Source organism: Robertmurraya beringensis (assembly GCF_042433785.1).
In the GTDB taxonomy this organism is placed as follows: domain Bacteria; phylum Bacillota; class Bacilli; order Bacillales; family Cytobacillaceae; genus Robertmurraya_A; species Robertmurraya_A beringensis.
The window spans coordinates 1-21,169 of the sequence record NZ_JBHLUU010000114.1 but is presented as its reverse complement, the minus strand read 5'-3'; the positions used below and the strand labels follow the sequence as shown (position 1 = coordinate 21,169).

General features: G+C 35.3%; 21 protein-coding genes and 1 riboswitch. Of the genes, 1 reads left to right on the top strand and 20 read right to left on the bottom strand.

Going from position 1 to position 21,169, the window contains the following annotated elements:
• Positions 1-52 precede the first annotated feature (52 nt).
• The 6 genes from ACFFHF_RS17115 to ACFFHF_RS17090 form a co-directional block, all read right to left on the bottom strand.
• The gene (locus tag ACFFHF_RS17115) at positions 53-403 is read right to left on the bottom strand and encodes a DUF6018 family natural product bioysynthesis protein (RefSeq protein WP_377058669.1); all 351 of its coding nucleotides are present in this window, start codon (positions 401-403) and stop codon (positions 53-55) included.
• A 251-nt stretch (positions 404-654) separates the two neighbouring features.
• Entirely contained in the window at positions 655-1,401 is a 747-nt protein-coding gene (locus tag ACFFHF_RS17110; protein ID WP_377058668.1) for a DUF4352 domain-containing protein, read from the bottom strand.
• Positions 1,402-1,427: 26 nt separating this feature from the next.
• Positions 1,428-2,477 carry a hypothetical protein gene (locus tag ACFFHF_RS17105; RefSeq protein WP_377058667.1) on the bottom strand — a complete coding sequence of 350 codons (1,050 nt, stop codon included), beginning with the start codon at positions 2,475-2,477 and terminating at the stop codon, positions 1,428-1,430.
• Positions 2,478-2,596: 119 nt separating this feature from the next.
• Positions 2,597-2,914: a hypothetical protein gene (locus tag ACFFHF_RS17100; RefSeq protein ID WP_377058666.1), complete on the bottom strand. Its 318-nt coding sequence runs from the start codon at positions 2,912-2,914 to the stop codon at positions 2,597-2,599.
• A 41-nt stretch (positions 2,915-2,955) separates the two neighbouring features.
• Entirely contained in the window at positions 2,956-3,831 is an 876-nt protein-coding gene (locus tag ACFFHF_RS17095; RefSeq protein WP_377058665.1) for a hypothetical protein, read from the bottom strand.
• Between the two features lie 332 nt (positions 3,832-4,163).
• Complete coding sequence (locus ACFFHF_RS17090; RefSeq protein ID WP_377058664.1) at positions 4,164-5,285, bottom strand: DUF418 domain-containing protein; 1,122 nt, start codon at positions 5,283-5,285, stop codon at positions 4,164-4,166.
• Positions 5,286-5,812: 527 nt separating this feature from the next.
• On the opposite strand from ACFFHF_RS17090, the gene ACFFHF_RS17085 reads away from it, so the two are divergent.
• Positions 5,813-6,016 (top strand): hypothetical protein, encoded by a 204-nt coding sequence (locus ACFFHF_RS17085; RefSeq protein WP_160548315.1) that lies wholly within the window; start codon positions 5,813-5,815, stop codon positions 6,014-6,016.
• 39 nt (positions 6,017-6,055) lie between these two features.
• Here the strand turns inward: ACFFHF_RS17085 and ACFFHF_RS17080 are convergent, their stop codons facing one another.
• The 14 genes from ACFFHF_RS17080 to ACFFHF_RS17015 all read right to left on the bottom strand — a co-directional run bounded on the left by ACFFHF_RS17080 (position 6,056) and on the right by ACFFHF_RS17015 (position 21,029).
• Positions 6,056-6,241, bottom strand: coding sequence for a hypothetical protein (locus tag ACFFHF_RS17080; protein ID WP_160548316.1), 186 nt, complete (start codon positions 6,239-6,241; stop codon positions 6,056-6,058).
• A gap of 5 nt (positions 6,242-6,246) precedes the next feature.
• A complete protein-coding gene (locus tag ACFFHF_RS17075) occupies positions 6,247-7,266 on the bottom strand; it encodes a GAF domain-containing protein (protein ID WP_160548317.1) in 1,020 nt (339 codons plus the stop codon).
• A 126-nt stretch (positions 7,267-7,392) separates the two neighbouring features.
• Positions 7,393-8,091 (bottom strand): hypothetical protein, encoded by a 699-nt coding sequence (locus ACFFHF_RS17070; RefSeq protein WP_160548318.1) that lies wholly within the window; start codon positions 8,089-8,091, stop codon positions 7,393-7,395.
• 14 nt (positions 8,092-8,105) lie between these two features.
• The gene (locus ACFFHF_RS17065) at positions 8,106-10,085 is read right to left on the bottom strand and encodes an adenine nucleotide alpha hydrolase family protein (RefSeq protein ID WP_377058663.1); all 1,980 of its coding nucleotides are present in this window, start codon (positions 10,083-10,085) and stop codon (positions 8,106-8,108) included.
• 130 nt (positions 10,086-10,215) lie between these two features.
• Positions 10,216-10,449 carry a hypothetical protein gene (locus ACFFHF_RS17060; RefSeq protein WP_160548319.1) on the bottom strand — a complete coding sequence of 78 codons (234 nt, stop codon included), beginning with the start codon at positions 10,447-10,449 and terminating at the stop codon, positions 10,216-10,218.
• A 16-nt stretch (positions 10,450-10,465) separates the two neighbouring features.
• Positions 10,466-11,359, bottom strand: coding sequence for a hypothetical protein (locus ACFFHF_RS17055; protein ID WP_160548320.1), 894 nt, complete (start codon positions 11,357-11,359; stop codon positions 10,466-10,468).
• Between the two features lie 92 nt (positions 11,360-11,451).
• Positions 11,452-11,847 carry a hypothetical protein gene (locus ACFFHF_RS17050; protein ID WP_160548321.1) on the bottom strand — a complete coding sequence of 132 codons (396 nt, stop codon included), beginning with the start codon at positions 11,845-11,847 and terminating at the stop codon, positions 11,452-11,454.
• Between the two features lie 18 nt (positions 11,848-11,865).
• Entirely contained in the window at positions 11,866-12,087 is a 222-nt protein-coding gene (locus ACFFHF_RS17045; RefSeq protein WP_160548322.1) for a hypothetical protein, read from the bottom strand.
• Positions 12,088-12,104: 17 nt separating this feature from the next.
• A complete protein-coding gene (locus ACFFHF_RS17040; RefSeq protein ID WP_377058662.1) occupies positions 12,105-12,542 on the bottom strand; it encodes a hypothetical protein in 438 nt (145 codons plus the stop codon).
• Positions 12,539-13,072: a hypothetical protein gene (locus tag ACFFHF_RS17035; protein ID WP_160548323.1), complete on the bottom strand. Its 534-nt coding sequence runs from the start codon at positions 13,070-13,072 to the stop codon at positions 12,539-12,541. The genes ACFFHF_RS17040 and ACFFHF_RS17035 overlap by 4 nt, the downstream gene beginning before the upstream one ends.
• Before the next feature lie 379 nt (positions 13,073-13,451).
• A complete protein-coding gene (locus ACFFHF_RS17030) occupies positions 13,452-13,769 on the bottom strand; it encodes a hypothetical protein (RefSeq protein WP_160548324.1) in 318 nt (105 codons plus the stop codon).
• A gap of 239 nt (positions 13,770-14,008) precedes the next feature.
• Positions 14,009-14,092: riboswitch (cyclic di-GMP riboswitch) on the bottom strand.
• A 378-nt stretch (positions 14,093-14,470) separates the two neighbouring features.
• Positions 14,471-16,684, bottom strand: a complete 2,214-nt coding sequence (locus ACFFHF_RS17025; protein ID WP_160548325.1) for a CARDB domain-containing protein — start codon at positions 16,682-16,684, stop codon at positions 14,471-14,473.
• Between the two features lie 83 nt (positions 16,685-16,767).
• On the bottom strand, positions 16,768-17,607 hold the full coding sequence (locus ACFFHF_RS17020; protein WP_160548326.1) for a RodZ family helix-turn-helix domain-containing protein: 840 nt from the start codon (positions 17,605-17,607) through the stop codon (positions 16,768-16,770).
• A gap of 332 nt (positions 17,608-17,939) precedes the next feature.
• Entirely contained in the window at positions 17,940-21,029 is a 3,090-nt protein-coding gene (locus tag ACFFHF_RS17015) for a hypothetical protein (protein WP_377058661.1), read from the bottom strand.
• Positions 21,030-21,169 lie beyond the last annotated feature (140 nt).

Genomic DNA, 21,169 nt, shown 5'->3' with positions numbered 1-21,169 from the left:
TGACTCATTTCAGTCAGTAGCCCTTGTTAAAGTTTTTTAGTGTGTGAGTTTATTAGTTTTCTAAGTCAAAGAAATAGCCTAAGAAAGCTGTTTTTGCTCGCTCTAATAAAGAAGGACGAGACGTATAATTGGTACTCATATGGTACGTTTTTTCGCCTGTTCTTCTCCACATCACTGTTTCTCCTGTAGCACTTTCAATCGCAGCAACAAATGTTAATACTTCGCGTAAAGCTTTCTTTTGATCAAGTTCCTTCGCAATATAAAAGCGACGAGTACCATCTTTTAAAAGAACCTCTACTGACATGCGGTATTTCGCATTTGAAGCTAGTGCTTTCCTTTTCTTTCTACAATCCTCTACTACATCCTCTTGCATTCCTAATAACTGTGACATTGTTACAGCCATTACTACCACCCTTTCTGAAATAAAATAGTTTATTATTTTATATTAAAACGCAAAAAGCGCCCTTCAGAATGGACTTTAATAGACACATAGAAATAAAGTGTCTTAAAATCTCATCCCAAAGGACGCATACGTTTAATATCATAACCCGCTAACCAATAATAGTGGTTGCATAAAAATTAAAAAATAATAAAAAGATATACTGTAATTTTACTATTAAATGGTTTAGTAAGCAATTGTTTTATAAAATCTAATTACTCAAATATAAGACGGTTATTATGTGTATCAATATTTAAATTAAAGTCGTACATAATAATGTTCTCCTCAAAAGAATGAAGGAATGGTAGAGGTGACAAATCAATTTTTAAGGTATACCTACCACCCCCTTGTTTTTTGTGGTTTTCAGAATAACTTAGTTTCTTAGAAATATAGTACGATCTAGTGGCACTAACCTTCTGATCGGGATTAATTGTGCCTCCTTGAAAATAATCGTCTCTCCCCCAATAACTTTCCATTTCTTGAGTAGGAAAATCAATATACTCTCTTACCCCACCTGCATGGACGGTATAACCATTTTCAAATAGGGTAAATCTAAATGATTCAATAGTGATAGGTTCAGTTGTATTATTTTCTATGGAAACATCAAAAGTTACTACTTTTTCATCAATATGTTCCTTATCATATTGATTAGGTTCAGTTTTGGTTTCAAATGGTTCGGAAATTGTAAACTCAACACCATAAATATCAACTGTTTCCCCAGGTACATTATGGATTTGTTCATTTGTTAATTTCATTTTTGTTTCATCTTCTAACTTTTTATCTTCTTCTGCCTTTTCCCCTAGTTTCCGTTCTAACGCAAGTTGTTCAAGTTTAAGAGTGGCTTCATCTTTTTGTTGTTGTTCTTCATGAGCACTATTACTTAATCTGATTAAAAATATAAAGATTAAAGATATAATAAATAACCATCCAAAACAACCAATCTTATCCTTTGTTTCATTCATGTTGTGGGTAACTCCCTTTCTAGATATTAAATCTTAAGTGCAGTAAGAAGGTTATTCAAAATGACGGAGAAACTTTCATAATCAATAGTTCCTCCATTTTTGATGGATTTTATAGATTGTTTCATCTCTTCACATTCTTGTCTAAGCCCAGGAGACATTACATTCTCAAGTTCTAATAATTTCTTAAAATGATATTTATGATTTTCTATTAGCGTCGCATAATCAACTGCCCTTGCTCTTTCCTTTGCATCTTCCCATTCTTTTCTTTCTAACTCCTCAACAAATTTTTTGAAAATCTTTATATGCCTTTTTAGTAGTGGGAGATGAACAGAGGCAAATTGTATTATCCCAGGATCTCCAATCATCTCTGCGTCCTCCTTATCTACCAAGTATCCGGTACGATTACTTATTGTTGTTAAAACTTCTACTTTTTCTTTTGAGTCTAGTGAATTAAATACAAGAAGTTGTTGGGACGTAAGGCCCTTATAGACTTCATTTCTTTTAATTTGTAAATCATGTTCATTCATTAAATGCTGTATATTTCCTAATTGACTATTTGAAAGAGGAATTAGGAGCTGAATTTGTTTTTTTAGTTCCGCTGGAATACTATCTATTACAAGATATTTAGTTAAATCAGGATACCTCTTCTGCTTAAGCTTAAGTAGAATTTCATCTCTTTCCAAATCCACATGATGAAACCCCTTTAAGATATCCTTAAGCACCTCTGGTTGAAGATCGGTATAATGCTCGAAACATGTTTCTCCTAATTTATAGGTTTTGTCATCCCCTTTGTGGTAAACAATGTACTGGAAACGTAGCGATTTTCCACATTCACACTCATAGGGCCTGTTACCATATCCTCCATCTAATACATCTACTAGCATCCATTCATCCAACTTATCTTCAACTACTTCCAGGGACATATTCTCCGATAAAACGATACCTTTTTTCTTAGCTAATGTCTCTATCCATTTACTTTTTTTACTTTGCTTCGTATGTTTGATAATATAGCTTCTTTGGTCTTCTGAAAGGCTGGACATAATATCTTCTACTTCCCGTTGACTAAGTGCTCTCATTGACTTTCAACCTCACTCTCCATAGTAAAATATTAGCACTAATGGTTGATGGGGTGGTGAGGAAATTTAATATGAGTAACAAAGAGAGCCACGTGTTTACGTGGCCCTCTGGTGCTAAATTATAAAGTTTGTTCAAACCATTTTATAAACTTATTATAGGTTTGTTTTTTTGTTCTCTTCAATACAAGTAATACAGGTAACATTAACAATTGGAGAATGCTAAATGTTATCCCAGCTTTTAAAAAGAAATTTAAAGTGCCGAATGGAGTATCCAGTTGTAAGATACCTAAAGAAATCGCTCCTAGTGCAATTGCAGAAACAAAAAATCCAATCTCATATGGTTTCCCTCGCTTTAAAAAAGAGTTGGATATAACCTTTACGAGTATAGCTGCAATTACTGCATATAAAAAAGCAAGTAAGACACTTAAAAATGCCATTACATATTACCATCCTTAATGAGAATTTTTTACATTATATGTTATATTCTACGATAATATGTTCTCGCATCCAAGTAGGTTGTGGCGTAATCATAAAGGGCATAAAGAGTTCCTATAGCAGGAATACTTTTTAATACTTTCTTTGAAACCGTTTTTAATAATGTCCAAGAAAGAATCTTTCCGCTTTTTATAGCATCTATCAAAGCATCCGCGATAGTAATAGCTCCCCCAATTGCAGTTAGCTCATACTCTTTCTTTCTTAAATCACTTGCCATTACTTTAAAGACTGAAAAGTTCGCATTACTAGTACGAGTATATTTATAGTATGGATTTTGGCCATTCATAATAGCGGTAGCAGATCCATCAGAATATGTAATCCATCGAGTATCGGCTACATATGAACCACCAGAACCAGTTTGGGATTTTACAGCACTCGCCGAATATTTACCTGATTTAATAGAGCTTGTGCTTATTGGTGGAGCTGGTTCTACAACACTCCCAGATTCAGGGTTATCTGGGTCAGGCTCAACAATTACTTCTTCCTCGGGAATTTCTATTAAAATAGGTTCTGCGGTTTGATCTGTAGTTAATAAAATTCCTTCTTCAGTAGTTTCTATCGTTTGTTCACTTTCATCAACTAATACTTTCTGATCTTCTCCAATTAACCGATACTTTGTAATCTCGACATCCTGAATATCACCATCTGTTACAATTTTCTCATGGTATTCGTAGGTGAATCCATCTGCCTCTAGTTTTTGGTAGATTGCTAAACCTTCTGATTCAAATAGCATAGTTGTAGGTTGTTCTTCAGTGGGAGTGGGTAATGTTTCTTCTGCTTTGACAAGTTGTAGTCCTGGGGAGAATAAAGCTAGAGCAATGGAGCAAGATAGAGAAATAGGTAATAGTTTTTTCTTCATACAAAACCTCCTAATAATGTAAGTACAAGAAAATATTACCTTTTTAGTAGATGTTCCGTAAATAGAACGATAGTACGGAAAATAGTTAGATATTATTGGTAATAAATTACTATTTTTGTATTTATGTATAAAAAGAATAGGAAGTTAGTTTGGAAGATTGATTAGAATTGAACGTTATTAAGAAAGAACAAGAACGTGTAAGTTTTCATTTGATATTAACCCTATGTGCTAACTGAGAAAAGAGATGTAGGGGAAGAAACTCAGACAAAAAGGTTAAATCTAGTGTGGATACTAAACACGTTCGTTTACTATTATTGACTATTGTATATTCTTTAACCTTGGGGGTAAGTAAACATCCTCCAAATGGCTTCTATAGGACCAAAAGAGAACTTCTTTAGCCAAAAATGACTTAAAATGACCTCTATTACTATGATCCCTAATGGTATAAGGATAAAAGTTATTGGAGAAACGAATCCATACAACCCAATAATCTTAAAAAGTATAAAACCGATAATTGATTGTAAGAGATAGTTTGTCATAGACATTCTTCCTAGATTGCTTAAAAAGGGTAGCATGCATTTTGTTTTTATCATCAGAACCAACACGGATACTACAAAAAATAAGCCGATTATAGGTCCTCCAAACGCTTCTGACAAGTGATGTGAAATTAGCGAATTTGGTTTTACTATTGGAAGACATTTTAGTGAAAATCCAATGATTCCAGTAGTGATTAATACATATCTTCTGAGACTATTGAATTGCTCTAAAGATATTTTCGTTATCCAATGGCTCTTAGCAAAATAAAGTCCAAACAAAAACATTGGGAAAATGCTAATAAAGATAAAAGGAATATTAGATACTGTATAGAGCTGGCTCCAATCTATAAGATTTTGAGTGAAGCCATTAATAAAATTACTTTGGTAATTATTAATGACTAATTGGATTACATCTGTGTTGTTATATTTCGGTAGCTCTGTCTCGTATAAAATCAAAAGAAAACCGTAGAGCAAGTTAGGGATTGTCCATAAACTAACTGCTGCTTTAAGAATGTTCTTTGGCTTTAAACGGTAGAAAGGAAGGAGTATGAAGCCTAGTACCGCATAAACTAATAAAATATCGCCATACCATATTAGAAAAGCATGAGCTGCTCCGATCGCAAGTAAGAAAAATAGTCTTCTTGAAAAAATATAGTAAGGGTTGAATCCCCTCTTTTCTGCACTCTTAAAAACAAAGGTTAAGCTTATTCCAAAAAGCATAGCAAATATAGGATAAAAATTAGATTGAATGAAGATTCGAAGAAATTCATGAATCCATTGCTCTGTTGAGCTAGACCAAAAAGAACTAGGATTAGAATCGTATAATTCTGGCCATCCAAAAGATATAATATTAACAAATAGAATCCCTGTAATAGCCAGTCCGCGAATTGCATCTAAGTATAATAAACGTTCTTTCATTTTAGTTACTCCTGGTATACATAATAAGTAATTCTTATAAATTGGTATTAGATTACATTTAATTATTTTATTTTTTTGTAAAATTAGTCTATAATAGGGTTAGATAATCCATATATTAAAAATAAGCGCAGTGCTCGTAACACTACGCTTACCTTAACAACGCATAATCGGAGAATGGGTGCGATTGGCAGAATGTTAGTGAGATCTAAAGTAGAGCCCACCTGATCCGGCCAAGGTACAGGGTGGGTTTTACTTTTTTATTTTTTCAATCAAAAGTATGATTAGAGTTACCAATGCTACCATGAACATTGCTGTATCCAAATCCACGATTTATCACCTCCCAAATGGAAGGCTCAATCGCCCCACCCTGCAACTATGCAATTGTCTTCTCTATTATACCACAACGAACATACGTTTTCTTCCTTAAGAGTAAAAATATTGAAAGTGTATTTTATCTTACTCCCTTTACAACATCCACGAAGAGTATAATGTTGAGGTACATATAATTCTGTTCGGAGGTTTTAGTAGTGGGTAAAATTATAGACATTAATACTATTCCAAGGCCTGTTGATCTAACCAATAGAAAGAAAAAATTAGAAGCGGAGCAACAAGCTATTATAGAGCAATTTGAGACCATAAAAGCTTATACCAGAGGGATATTAGAACAAAGCAAGAATTTAGTTGAGGAAAGTATGAATGGTCTTAATGATGATGCCAATAATAAAAAATAAAAAAGCCAACTACAAGATGTAGAAGGCTTTTGCGTTAGTTTATCTTTTGAATCGAATTCTCCACTTTGAAGTTCGGGACCTTGAGTTACTAGGCTTATACTTTAAGGCAGCTTCAATCTCCTTTTGTAGCTGATCCACATCTTGGAGAACGTTATGAGTATTGGTTAACAGTTCATCAATATCCGTATAACCTGTTTTCTTAACTGATTCTTTAAGCAAAGTCATAGTACTCACCCTCTCACATCAATACTTTTATTAAGTTTATCATATAATAGGATTAACGTACAGAGACGGGCATAGAATTCAACTGTTCTTAAATCAGCTTCTTTATTAAACCCGTTAGCACTTTCAGATTGGAGGCATAATACCCCTACTATTAGGTCGTCAACTATAAGAGGAAAACCTAGTATAGAACCTATTGGTGTTGCAGCTAATCCCATATCATTAAAGCGATGATCCGCTTGGTCAATAGTATTTACTATTTCGGCTTTACCAGTATTCCAAATATAACCTGCAAAACCTTCTCCTTTTGAAAAGACTCGCTTAGCTATGGACTCTGCATTAATTCGTACCGACTCAATTATTTCTAGTTTATCATCATCATTTACTCGAAATAATGATATTGATTTATCACTTTGGTCTTTTTCAAGTACAGTAATACACTCAGATAAAACATGTCTTAACATCTTATAAGAGAACTGTGAATCATTTTCTTTATAAAGGAAGTTATAAGACTTTAATAGACGATTGGCATTATCGTTATGTCTTAGTAATACTCTTAATTTTGCCTCAAGACCTCTTGTTGTATTCTGTAATGAATCTAAAGCACTTTGGCTCTTTTTCACGAGAGTACTTGTTAAACGTAGACGTCTTTGTAAATCACGATATTCTTTAAGTAGAAGGATCGGTCCCTTTTTATAGCTAGGATCATAAAAAGGATTTGGAAAGTTAGTAATTCCGCTTCCTATTTCATTTCTTTCACTACTTCTCCAAAAGCCGCCTAACCCCTTAATTAAAACAAAAGCAAAATATAATATTGATACGGAAGCTAGTACTTTCACTTTGGTTATTTCTTTATTAAGTCCCCAGGAAGCTATATCAGCAATCACTCCTGTGAACGTATAAAGAATTGCTGCCACTAATAATCCAGCTGTAACATAACAACAAATAAGTCCAAATAAATTTAAGGGTTTTTCTTGTTCAATGCTACTCTGACTAGTTTTGCTTCTTCCCTTTTTTGACGTTGTCATTGTATTTCCTCCTAAGTGGTCAGGGTTATTGGAAAATTAACCCACCATTATTTTATACTATCATTTTTAGTCTCTATTAAGAATAGTAATAAATTGAGAGTTACTTAAAAGTAACTCTCAATTTATTTACCTATCTAACTTCCTATCAATCCTATCCATATGATTTGATATTTTAGATAGTTTTTGAAGCATAGACTCTATATTGTTAACGATTCTTTGCTGTTTTTGTTCCTCCACTACCTTCTTTTCCGCTTCAATCTTTTCGGAAATGAGAGTGATGCGTTGTCTTAATTTTTCCTTCCCTAGGCTCTCAGTTGATTGATAAATTGCCATTCCTAGTGCAAGTACAGCTAACCAGTTAATTAAATCAGTGTACTCCTTATTAGCAAATGCAATACCAATATAAGGCATTGGAATAAGCATCAACAGTAAAGCAACCATAAAAACAAATCGTTCCATTTTATTAATAACTACTAAATAACCATTCGATAAAATTTCTAGCTTTTTCAAGCCTTTTAGGAAGGTCTCTAAATCAGAAATATTATCATAGTCATTGAATAAAGATAGGTCACGATTATTATCAAACACCTGTAACTCCGCATGTCCCGTACCATAAACCAGCTTAATAAATAATTCGCTAGAAATAGTAATAAAAAGACGAATGAAGAACCAGACAACAATGAATGTAACTAAGAATACCCAGTCAAACTCTTTGTTTATGATTAGACCCGCTAAGAAAGTTATTGAACTTACTGATAGCCAAACAATACCCAATACTCTCAGGATTGCTGTATCACCAAAAATAAAATTTTTAATTTTTTCCATAAATGAAATTCCTCCTAAATTATAAATGCAAGCTGACCATTATTGTTTGTTCGTATAGGTTCAGTTGCTATATTTGTTAGTTTTTTAGTTTTTTTATTTAAACCTTCCTCAAAAGAAAATAAATTTTCTTCTCTTTTTAATTCCTGTGGTTTTGGCCTGATCCACCTTTGAATAAGTAACCACTTTTTCGATAATCTCTCCTGTTCGGACTGGTCCAATTCTTCAAGGACTGTAGAATCCTCTTTTAACCCCTTAATTTCCTTGTCTAACGATATTAAAGAGTTTTGAAGAGTATCTAACATCAAATGATTTAAAGTGGCATGAAAGGCTTCTTTTGTCATTTTCGTGAAGGGTTGTCCATCCGTTCCCATCGTTTTTGTTCCAGCTAAGTAAAACCACTCATTTACGTACTCATTAGCTTGTTCCTGAGTAGTGATACTATCCTTGCATACAATAAACGTAGCGGAGTTATAGACTGCTTTCATATGAGCAAGATCAGTATGGTCGTAGTAGCAGAAAATACTTCTACCTGTTAACCGCTGGCGCTCTTTATGATAGACAGCTAGTTCCGTAGCGGACATATTCATCGGCAGTTGAACATAGAAAATAGGGTTAGGATTTGTCGTCTCTTTTTCATTAATAGACCAATCTCGCTTTAGAACAACCGCTCCATCATATTGATGATTGATTGGCTTTATATCTTCTAAAGAAACGTGGAAACCTTCGTTGGTCCACTCCTGAAGAATGAGGTCAACCTCTTCATTTGAAATCAATGAATATCCCGCCATTTGCTGAGCGTAGAAAAGCTTTTCGAGCAAGATTCTCCTCATTTCAAATGAAAACTTCCCAGGATCATACTCACCTTTTTCATTCCCTTTAAATGCCCTTTCATAGGTATGATACTCTCCAGTGTATTGCTCAAATTCATTGGCATACCAAAGACTCTCATCACCTAGAAAGCCATTATCTAAGGAATCTTTAGTCTTCTTTTCGATATCTTTAATCCCTTTAATCGGATCCTTGTATCTACAATCAAAGGTCACGTCATAAAGGAATGCTTTCCATTCTGCAAGATAGGTAACAGAGGTATCTCCTCCATCAATTAATTCTTGCAGCATCTTATCTTTTCTCCCCGAATAAAGGCATACCCAACAACCGTTTCTGCTGTTTGAAGAACCACATGATTGATTTAATTCACTCTTACTACGAATAACTGGACACTCTTTTGAGTTATTTCCTCCGTAAAGAGCTTTTAGTTCTTCTAATGGAGTTCCCCATGGGAGTGTTGTCGCATTGTAAGATAGCCAATTCCATAAGTCATCTGTAGAAATATACTTAATCGGGTGGTACACTCTAGAATTTGGTACATAATCATGTTTTCCAAATACATCGTCCCCAGTATAAACCCGAATTTTAGAGGCGCGACGAATTGACTCATCCAATCTCACACCGAGTAATATAGTTAACCTGTGCTCATGCTCAGGTTCGGGTATTATTACTGGCTGTTCTCTTAATAGTTTTTTGATTAGCTCATTGACGGGGCCGATTTTTAAACGATCGCTGCACCAGGAGAAACCTTTACCCGGAGCGGGAGGAATAACCCCTAAACCAATTACATGTCTAAAGTATCTTTGAATCATTCTTGGATTTACTAGATGAACTTCAATTCCAAGTTCTTTACCATTCTGAGCCATCAATTCTAAATTAGCATGTAAGTGTTTGGTGATTTGATTTGTTTCAACCATCGTATCAGAAGACACAATGTGCACCCTTTTATGTCGCAATTCCACAGGTAGACTTTCAAGCATTTGCCATACAAGAGCTGCAACTAATGAAGAATCCTTTCCACCTGAAAAAGTTAGTACCCAATCAAAACAATCTTTTAAGTACTCCTCTTTCATTTGTTCCTTAATGTCATTGAATTGCTTTAATTTCTCCTCCGGATTTAACATCCATTCCATGAAATTATCATCAGATTCAATACGATTTAACATTCTTTCCTCTATAGCCATATAAGGTCCATACTAAAAGATGAAAAGGAGGGCAAAGCCCCCGCTAAACATCCATTTAGCAAGGACTTACACCTCCTTGAATTGTTTACTAGATATATAAGTTTGTGGAGCGTTAGGCTGCTCTCTTATCCTCTCGGTTGATGACAACACAATTCACTTTTTCAAGTTTTTCAACGATCTCATTGATACAATTGACCATTGATACTGAATCGGTGATAGGATAAGTTTTGATAAAACCCATAGCCATGACAGTAACTTCATTTTCATACCCATATATATCTATCTTGTTAGACCATTCTTCTGCATTGCTTAGGTCTTTCATTTCCACATAATATTTTAGTCTCATCAGTACTTGTCCTCCATTAAGCACCCATACGATTAGCGGCTGCTGTTCGATTTTTGTTATCCAACATAGTCAGGAATTTCTCTTCATCCTCTAAAGTCATAACGGAAAATTCCAAATCAATCGTCTTAACGGTTTTGAATTGGTCTATTTCCTTTTTAGATATTGTTCCATTCAAAATAAAACGTTCTAGTAGCTCCGAGTTGGGTTTTCCATACTCAATGAGCAACCACTCTCCGATATATTCATATATCACAGGAATGTTGTATCTTGGTTGGTTGGCTACTAAAGAGATGCTTCCATACTTATGTGGGATGGGTTCTCTTTTCTCTTTTGGCAAATGCATCATTTGCACAAACTCTGGCAAATTAATGAGCTTCCATTTCAATCGTTCGTAATCATTCTTGAGTTCTTTGACGCGCGGTTTTAACGTAGCTATTTGACTGGCCAGTTCATCTATCGCACAATCTTCCGAAATCACAAAAGAGTCTGGGAGCTTATTTAACTCCTTTCCCACTTTGTTGAAATTCGGTTTCACATAGAATGTATCTTCCAATTTAAATTCCTGAATCATATCTAAGTAAAGAAAATTACTTTGGATAGCTTTATTATCAATTTCAGCTACTTGAAGCAATAATCCTACGTCATATAAATACTCATTTAAAGCAAGATAGTCGGTCTCATATACCTTTTTGGCAATGAATCGACCGACTAACCCATGTTTCGTAAATTCATGACGCTTCACTTCTGACGATTTCAGTTGTTCTCGTATGGAAGATGAAAGCTTTTTTAATTTTCCTTCTGATTGTTTCAATTCGGGGTAATACCCTTCCTCGATAAATGTCTCTATGAGAGATGCTGCAATCGAAGGTTGATTTACCTTTTGTCCTTTTTTCTTAACCATTTCTATCACCTCATAGACCCCCTATCTAGCATAACGGGAGTCTTATTGTAAGAGCCCCACTAGAAAGGGAGTTTACTTATGAAGTAAGTAAAATGTTTAAATTATGCCACTTGAGAAATGTCCGTAGGATCAAAGATAGACCAAAGAGCAAAATCCTGTTCAACTTGTTCTCTATTCGGTGAATAGATATAAACCGATTCCAGGGTAAATACTTCAAAGTCTATTTTATATACCTCCAATGGGGACCATTTCTGTTCTTTATCTGCTGATTTAACGTCATTCAAAGAAGTAGAAATTCGTTCTTCCACCTCTTTATCCATACAATCAGTGACTTTCCCATACTCAGCTTTAAGATAAAATTCATTCATCTCACCTTTTAGTAGAACACTGCTACAATCTCTATGTTGATAAAGAAAATCTACGATACAATCTTCTCCAACAAAACAATCTTTAACTGTAGTGTTCGTTAATGTTGCCTTAAAAAGTTTTTTCTTCATGTGAAATTTCCTCCTTGATTATGCTGCTGTTACAACATCTAAGATTATTAGTTCTCCTGACTTTACACCTACTTGTAATTTGAGTGCTTTGCCAGCTACCTTCCCAACTTCTAATAGATATAAATAGCCATGCTCACTAGAGAATGATTGATATTCCCCTTCTTGCTTTAGCAAACGAAGCACTCGGCTTTTATTACGATTAAAATAATCTAGAAATCGATATTTTTTAGACTCTGCCATTTGTAATCACCTTTACCTTACATTTGATTTTGATTTGGAGTTGTTGATACCAACATCGAAGGAACATGAGTAGAACGAATTCCACGTAAATCATTGCCATGTTGGGCTTTCAAAATTTGTCGTGCATGGGTTCCATCAACTGCAGAAATAACTTCTTCATTACGAATCCATTCTTCATGCTTACGAACCAAATACGACATTTTAAAAGCGGTACGATTACGTCTCGTTCCTCTGTACACTTCTTGACTAGGTAAGACTGCTGTTACTTTATCTAACTTAAGAAATAAAGGTGGGTTGTTTTCACCTTGTTCAATGTGAAAGAAAGCATGCTCATTTAACATTAGGTGGTAAACTTGAATATCCCCTTCAGCAATAACCTCTCCATTTCGATAAATGCGGTGTTCAGTCACTACAAATTGTGTTTCAATCCCCGTATAAAACTCGATCATCATCATGCGATTTCCTCCTGTAAACAAGAAAAGAGATTGCAGTCTTCGTTAGGTACCAAGTCCTCTCGAAGAATATCAATCTCTTTCAATGCATCCACTAATTTTAAATTATTGTTTTTTCTACTATGAAGTTTAAGAGTTAAAGAATCATTGGTTACAATGGCACTTATCCCTTTCTTCATATATAGTCCTCTAGGGTCGATCATTTGATACGACGGTCTTTTTCTTAATTCCTTCATCCAATCTACGTCTTTCATAGTTGGGTAATCCAGAATACACTCCACACATGTTACAAGAGGTTCTAAGCAACCGATTGTTAGGTCGAATAGATATTGTCCTCCATGTATCTCTCCATCAAAACTGATACGATAGGCTTTCATTGAGGTTCTTGGTTGATTCTCAAACGGTTCTATACGAAACGTGGAGCCATCCATTGACCATTCAAAGCCTTTTCTTACAGTTTTAAAATAGATTCCTTTTAGTCTTTGTTCTAAGTCGCTAGGGTCGATAGGAGCAAAACATGTAATTTTAAACATGTTCATCATCTCCTAACTTCCTGCTAATACAATCCTCAGAACAATACTCTGCGCCCTTAATCTTGTAATAAGAAACATTACAAAATTTGTTACAACTACAACAAATGTAGTCCATGTAAAACACCCTTTCTTAAAGTTTCTTTAAGATAGTTTTATGAATTATGATCTTCAAGCCGCTCCATTTAAGGACACAAAAAAACGCCCTTTGAGAATGGACTTTAATAAACACAACAAAAAGTGTGTTTTCGTCTCATCCCCAAAGGGCGCTGTTGTTTAAAATAGAGAACCCGCTAACCTTAAAATAGGTTGCAAAAAAATAATAAAATCATAAAAAAACTATAATCAAATTTTATCATTTTTTGCTAGAAAGGTACAAGGGTTAAAATAACTTTGTTATTCTATTATGAAATTCTGGATCAACTTCCATCGTAGCTAAGTTAGATAATTTTAATGCTTCCTCTTCTGAAATATAGACTTTTCCTTCGCCTTCTTCAAACGATAATGATTCATTGTTAATTTCACTTAAAGGAATCGTTCTAAGAGAAGAAGCTATAATTTCTGGGGTTACATGTACAATACCGTCTGAATTAGTTTTGTTCTCTTTTGTTACATAAATTAATTCTGTCATTGATTCATTTTCGCCTTGAAATACTACTCGTTTTATATAATAAAGTACATTAATAATTGATTCTTGCATGAAATATCATCCTTTGTCCGTGTGTGTTGACTATAGTGTACATAATTACAAAAGGTATTATTGTAAATTTCCACAATAAATTAGGGTACAAATTATATTTTTTTCAAAAAAGTTAAATATTCTTATTTAAAAAACAAATTCGGAATTTAGACAAAATTAAATTCAGAATACGCTAATAAGAAAACACCCTGGTTTCGCAATTTCTTCATTATTCATTTCTCCTCTTAAATAAATTGTTTAATTAAGAGGGCCGGTTACACTAGTCGCTCCACATAATCCAAGTGTCCATATAAAGATTATATTTCTTCGCTTCCCTTGCCATGTTAAGGCTTTGGTAAACTACTAGATTCTAACTTAAGATTTTTTCCTTAAAATTTAATTCAGAATTCTAATTTATATCACCATAATATACCATTTAAACTAATTTTGGTAGACTTTTAGGTAATTATGCCCACTAATCTCCCTTTAATGTCTACTTTTTAGGATAAAAAAAGTTTTATAATATATTAATTCTGCTAATAGTCTTTATTTCACTGAAGTAATTATATTATAGAATTGCTGTGTATGTAAGAGTTTTTACTATCCAAATGTACCATAAATGTTATTATTTTTATACCTTTGGATAACTCCAGTATATTACAATTCGTCTTTATATAGGCAATAAAAAAGCAGATCCTTCGTTGGATCTGCAAGTAACCTACTTAATATCGTCTGTGTAATAAGAATGTTTTATATGAATCTGCAATTATCTCAATATTTACGGTATCTTTTTTAATTACACCGTTCGCATATTTCACTTCAAATTCAAATGTAGCTGGGCCTACTTTTAAATTCTTAGGATATTGTAGGAAAGTCTCGTCGTACAACTCACCTTTGTATAGAATATTAGTCTTAAAAGCTAAAGGTACGGTACTACTTACTAGACTATTATCCGTCCGAATAGCATTCAATGTAGCCTTTACATAAACAGTTGGATAAGGTGAAGTATCTGCATCTAGTAAAAACTTCTCTCCACTATAAAACTGGTGAGCTAGATTTCCTTCTTTTGCATGTTGTATTTTCCAAAGGTCTGTATGATCAACATAGCCATTGATAATAAGTGGTTTGGAGTAAAACCAAGTTGAAGTAGATACTTCATCATAACCATCATTAACTGTTGTTCTTATATCATACCTTCCTACTTCTGAGATAAAGGTATAACATTGCTGTGAACCGCTAGCCACATTCGTTTTTGTAAGGACAGTAGTTTCAGTCCCATTATCCTTTTTAATAAAAATCTTTACAGTCAAAGGGTTATTGTCTGCATCTTGCGGTTTTGAACAAACTTGTACCGTATCTCCTTCGTAAACATCGTTTGGAGTATACGTTAAATCAACGGTTGGCAATGTATTAACTAAAATTGTTTTCTGTTTGGTATTATCCAAGTCTGTTTCATTGGTTTCAGAAATTACATTATTGTTATCCGCCTTAAACATAAAGGTTCGATTACCTGCTGTTTCAGCAGTAAAGGTATAAGTTAAGGTCTTATCAGTTCCAGAATTATGGGAAGATATATCTTGTTGATTTTTAAGAGTACCCTGTTCATAAAAACCTACCTTATAGGCACCTACATTTAATTCTCCATTATTCCCTACCACCATGGTTGCTTTGTATTGTCTGCCCTTAACTAAGTGGGTGACTGAAGCGTTATTAGTATCCGTAATCGTTATTGATTTTGCTGTTAGGTTTGTTGAATATACCGTTCCTTCATATTCTACCTCAACATCCCATTGATCAGATGTGTAATATTCATCCCAATGGTCAAAGACTTGTTTTGATAAAGTCCCTTGATATGTTGCGGTTCCTGTATAATCTCGTACATAATCCGGAAGTGCAAAGGTTCCAGAATACGCTTGTCGATATTTACTTACAGGCACATTCAAATCGTAGTCAATCCAAACCCCTCGTCTGTATTTGTTGAGCTTTCCACTTTCTGACCGCCAGTAATATGAGCCACTTGAATATACTAATCTAGCCGCATTTGTAGGACTTAAACTAGCATAAAAATCAGCATGTACCACACCAGGTTCGTCCCAACCCCAATCGACTATTTTAACATCAGCTGGTGAAAGGCTTCTTGGAAGACCATAGTAACGGTCAGGAGCTTCCCCAGGCTCTGCGTCCGTCCAGTTACCAGCATAATAACTAGTAGAGTTATTAGACATAAACCCAAGATAATAGTTAGCGTTCTTATCATACCAATCAGACCTACCTAAAGATCGGTATCTAATCCACATTTTTTTATCTTCAATAGAATACAATCCCCCACTCTTCGGGAGAGAATAGGATACATTCTGCCCTGTTGTTGCGTCATAGTGTGTTCCATTGTAAGTTGCTGGTTCAGGAACTTCACTCGAAAATTCTCTGAAGTATGAATCAGTCCAATATTGGGTTAAAGAAGCGGTTCTACCACGAACCCAGTTATCGGTCCACGAAAGTGAAACTCTAGGAATATTACCACTATAACCATCCTCGTTTACTCCAACCCAATACGGTACATAATCATCATTTTTACCACCGTATACGTTGGAGTAAGTTTGAGTGAAAGTTCGATATTCCGTTCGATAAATGGCATCTTTATGATAAACCTTTTGCTTTGGACGTAGTATGATTCGCTTAGCAGTAAGTGTTCCGGTAAAGCCACCATCACTATATTGGTAGGTTGATGGGTAGTTTCCATATTCACTGTTTGGATAGGAAACGATCTTAGGGTCTTCCCACCTCATATATTTATTAATCGTTCCATAAGGAACAGCTACTTTTCGTGATTCGGCCGCCTCCACAGATGGAGGTGAAATATAATCATAAAATGTAGAAATTAGCAATAAAGAGGCAAGAGTGCACGTTATTAAGTTTTTTATTTTTCTTGCTTTCAAAAAATGATCACCTCTTTTTGATAAGTAAAACACTCGAGTCAAAAGACTATGTATCCCATAGTCTTTATCTTCCAAAGTTCTAGTTACCAAGTTAAATAGATAACTCCACTTCTTTTCATACCTGACGTACCTCCACTTTGCGAAACAGGTTCGCCCGCTAAAAGTGCATTTACAACGGCCTTCATGTCGGAAAAGCTTCCTCCTACACCTGTTGCTCCACTCATCGCTGCATCCATATCTCCTCCACCTAACGAAGCACTAAATGTAAGGATTCCTGGAAGCGTACTAGCGATTTGAGAACCACCTTTTAGAATGATGACTGATGAACCGTCACTTCCTGTTGAATAACCACCAGGTAACGCATTTTGTACAGCGATTTCCATTGAGCTTTTAGCTGGTTGTGAAGGCTGAGTTGGAGCTGGTTGGCTCGGAGCTGGCTGGCTAGGTTGACTAGGCGCAGGTTGGCTTGGAGCCGGTTGACTAGGTTGCGCTGGTTGCGAAGGAGCCGGTTGACTTGGCTGAGTAGTCGTTGGCTTACTAGGCGCAGGCTGACTTGTTGTTGTACTAGGCTTAGCCTGAGTTGCTGTTGAAGGACTACTTGTGCTTGTCTTATTTGTACTTGACGTAGTTGTACTAGTAGCAGGCTTAGACTGAGTTTGAGTTGCTGTTTGATTATTAGTTGCAACTGTTTGTGTACTCGCATCTTTCTCTTCTTCTTTAGCAACCACTTCAGTTTCTGTAGCAGATTCTTCTTTCTCTGTGCCTTCAACCTTTGACTCTTCTTCTTTTTCCTTTTTTACTTCCTTGTTTTCCTCTGCAGTCTTTTCTTTTTCTTTTTCCTTTTCTACTGCTGCTTCCTCAGCCCCACATGCAGTCAAAACTAACGTTCCTAACAGTAGAATACTTAATAATTTTTTCATCATGATCTCCTCCAATGATAATTTAATTTAGTATGTATGTAGACAAACAAAAAACGGCTCATTGGAGAGGTAAAAAGAGTATAGGAAATAAACCTATATAACTCTATTAACCTGGGCCCCAAAGAACCGTTTACTAAACAATACCCGCTAACCCTATGTATATAAGGTTGCAAAAAATAAAAGAAAAAAGAATATGTATCTATTATACTGGGTAATCATGCTTGGTTCAAGGAGCAATAACTATGAAAATGCAGTTCTTTCAACCTATGTAATAATTATACCATATATGAAACTGTAATCAAGTAAAAAGACCATAGATTAATCTATGGTCCTTACTAATATCTTCTATGAAATTTAAAACCTTCATAGAGTACGTCTCCAATAATCTCGACTTGTACAGTGTCACGCTTTATGATCCCGTTCGTGTACTTTACCTCAAAGATGAAATTCTTTGGCCCTTGTGATAGAGCTGTATTTGGTTCTTGGAAGCTTTTCTCGTACAACTGTCCTCCATAAACAAGTGCTCTTGCATAAGAAAGAGGTACTGTTTTTGAATACGTAGTTTGATTAGTTAATAAAGCATTGCTTAATGTTGAATTCACGTACTCGATTGGATAATCTGAAACATCCGCTTCAAGGACAAAGGTTTCACCAGAGTAAAATTGAGAAGGTAGATGTCCTTTTTGAACATGTTCTTTTTCCCAATCAGAAGTATGCTTTACATATCCTTTGATAATTAAAGGTTTAACTTGCACCCAAGTAGTAGCAGTAGCATCATATTGACCATCTGTTGCAACCACACGAAAATCATAACGATCATATTGAGAAACAAATGAATAACAGTTATCCGTGCCTGGAGTAACACTCCCTTTTGTCATTACAACCTGTTCAGCTCCGCTCCCCTTTTTAGAATAGAGAGTTAAATATATCAGGTCATTGTCAGGGTCAGTCGGTTTAGCACACACATTAATCGTATCTCCCTCGTAAGGTGAACTAGGAGAATATGTGAGTGTAACAGAAGGACTACGATTAATTACTTCAGGATATTTAATAGCTGTCGATTTCTCTCCATAAGGATCTGTTGCTACAAGCTTAATACCCCATGTTCCTTTTTTATTTAACACTTTAGAAGGATGTTGAGCTGTTGAGAATGATGTCCATGTTGTGGTCCCTGGTTCTTGATAGGACCACTCATACGTTAATGGGTCATTGTCAGGATCCGTTGATTGATTTGTAAATGTTACATTTGTGTCGTTATACAAGGTAGATGGGTTCCAAATAAAATTGGCAATAGGCGGTTGATTTACTACATCAAACGTTCCATAGTCACCATATATTCGGTCTCCGTACCTATTATCAATACTAACTCGATAATAATATTTCCCTCTATAACTTGTAGAGAACGATTGATTTGTTTCGAACGTAGAGCTCTCTTTGTAATAGACAGGTTGCCAATTCTCGTTAAAAATCTCGAATATATATTTAGTAAAACTATAAAGTTGAGTTTTATTGAGAGTAAAAGTAGCTGTCTCATTTGGTTTATAAATAGTTTTATTTGATTGAGCTGTTGGCTTTCTCATATCAACTACATCTATTATTGATGTTCTACTATTGTTTCCTTCATTAAATTCTTGCTGTTCTCCATCTGAATCTGCTCTTGTAATAATTTCGTACTTACCCTCAGTTGGTGGGGTAAAACGATAAGACTGTGTACCTGTCATTCCGGCTCCCACTTGGAAAAATCTCGGATCTGTTGGCCATGAATTCGACTGATATGGACTAGGCGCAACATTAGATGCCGATATATTTGCATTATTAACAGATACATAAGTATTGTTATCTGTGTTTCGGATGGAGAAATTAGTCCTTTGATGGTTTTTACCTAGGAAGTCATCGTATACATTATAATCGAATGTCCCAGCATTATAGATGTGATTGGTAAACGCAACTTCTGACGGGCTTGTAGTAAAGTTATAGCGATTTCCATTTAAGTCCGCATTGCTAGGGTTTACTGTCGCACTAACTATAAAATCTGGTCTTCCTTTAAATCCATCAATGGTTGTATCGGTAGCAGCAATCATATGATTATCTGCTCCTAGGATATAGTGAACCGCAGTTCCAACATCATACCAAGCTCTTGGAGTAGAAAGTGATTCATCCAAGTACCAATTTACCAGTTGCATGGTGTCTGGATTCATAGCCCAGATTTTCCCGTTTTCATCCCCGAAGTAAAGCAATCCACTTACAAGGTAAGGTGTTGTGGTAATGGCAGATTCATGTACGTAAGTAGCTTTCGCTGACGGATTGAGCTTATCAAACCTTGTGATTGTACCTCTGTTCGTTAAGCTTTGCGTAGAACCAAGTGTACTTACAAAAGCATAATTATCTGTCAACATAACCCCACCGACTGAATCATACCCTCTAGTTGTGTGATCACCGGCATAAAAGAACGTCCCATGCTGAAGTTGACCCTGTTTGTTGTGAACGTAAAATCTACCTTCTCGGTCAATCGCAAAGATATTTTGGGTAGCAGAATCATACGCTACATGTTTTGGGATCCCAGCATTATAACGAATCTCATAATTCCATTTCTGCCATCCTGTACGGGCTGCATTGTTCACACCGTTGAAGATAAGACCCCAACCTTCGTCTAATCCATTATCCGTTACGACAATAGAATCCTCTACATTGGAATACGTATTGTTAGGAGTAAAGTTAGTGATACCAGAAAATCTTCCTGGTGTAAGTGTCTTATCCGTCAAGTAGTACCACCATTTAGCAGATTTATTAACAGCATCATAATTCACTAATTGCGAATCACTCATCGTTAATACCCTTTGCATGTTTCCGTTTTGAACTATTTCTCGGATGGCTCCCATGGCTGGTATTTGAGGCGACAGAGTTACCCTTTGTTCTCCATTATAATGATCAAGAGTAGTATTATATAACCTCCCCACTCGACCATCGGAGGTACCGAAGTAAAAAGCCAATTCAGTTCCATCACTATACTGCTCAAGAGAACTAGTAACTGAACCTCCACCTGAATATGTTAGCTGAAATGGGTTCCCTACCCTAAATCTAGATTCTAGAGGGTCTGTCCTATTTATCTTGGTTCTATATACTTGGTCACTAAATCCATTTAACGTATTTCCATCACCAAAATAGATACGATAATTAGTAAGGGTAATTCCCTTCTCTGTAGGAGCCGCTGATGAAGTAGTATACTTCCAGCTGTGTCCTAAAGGTGGTTTTATCGTTGGATCAATGTAGTTATTTGGTCTGTTAGCATTAAAACCACTATGTATAGAACCATTCCCATAAACACGTCCGGCATAAGCAGATATAGAATTATTTAAGAAAAAGATTAGTGCGAACAAAATAATAGTAATAGTCTTGTAGAGAGAGCCTATTTTTAAGCCTCTCATCGTTTTATCTCACCTCCCTCTATAAATGTTGATATATCAACGGTTTGACCCGTTGGTGGAGTGTCAAAAAAATATTTTTCGACACGCTTCCTAACAATATTTTTATATTATGTGAATCTATTCCATCATATGGGTACGCT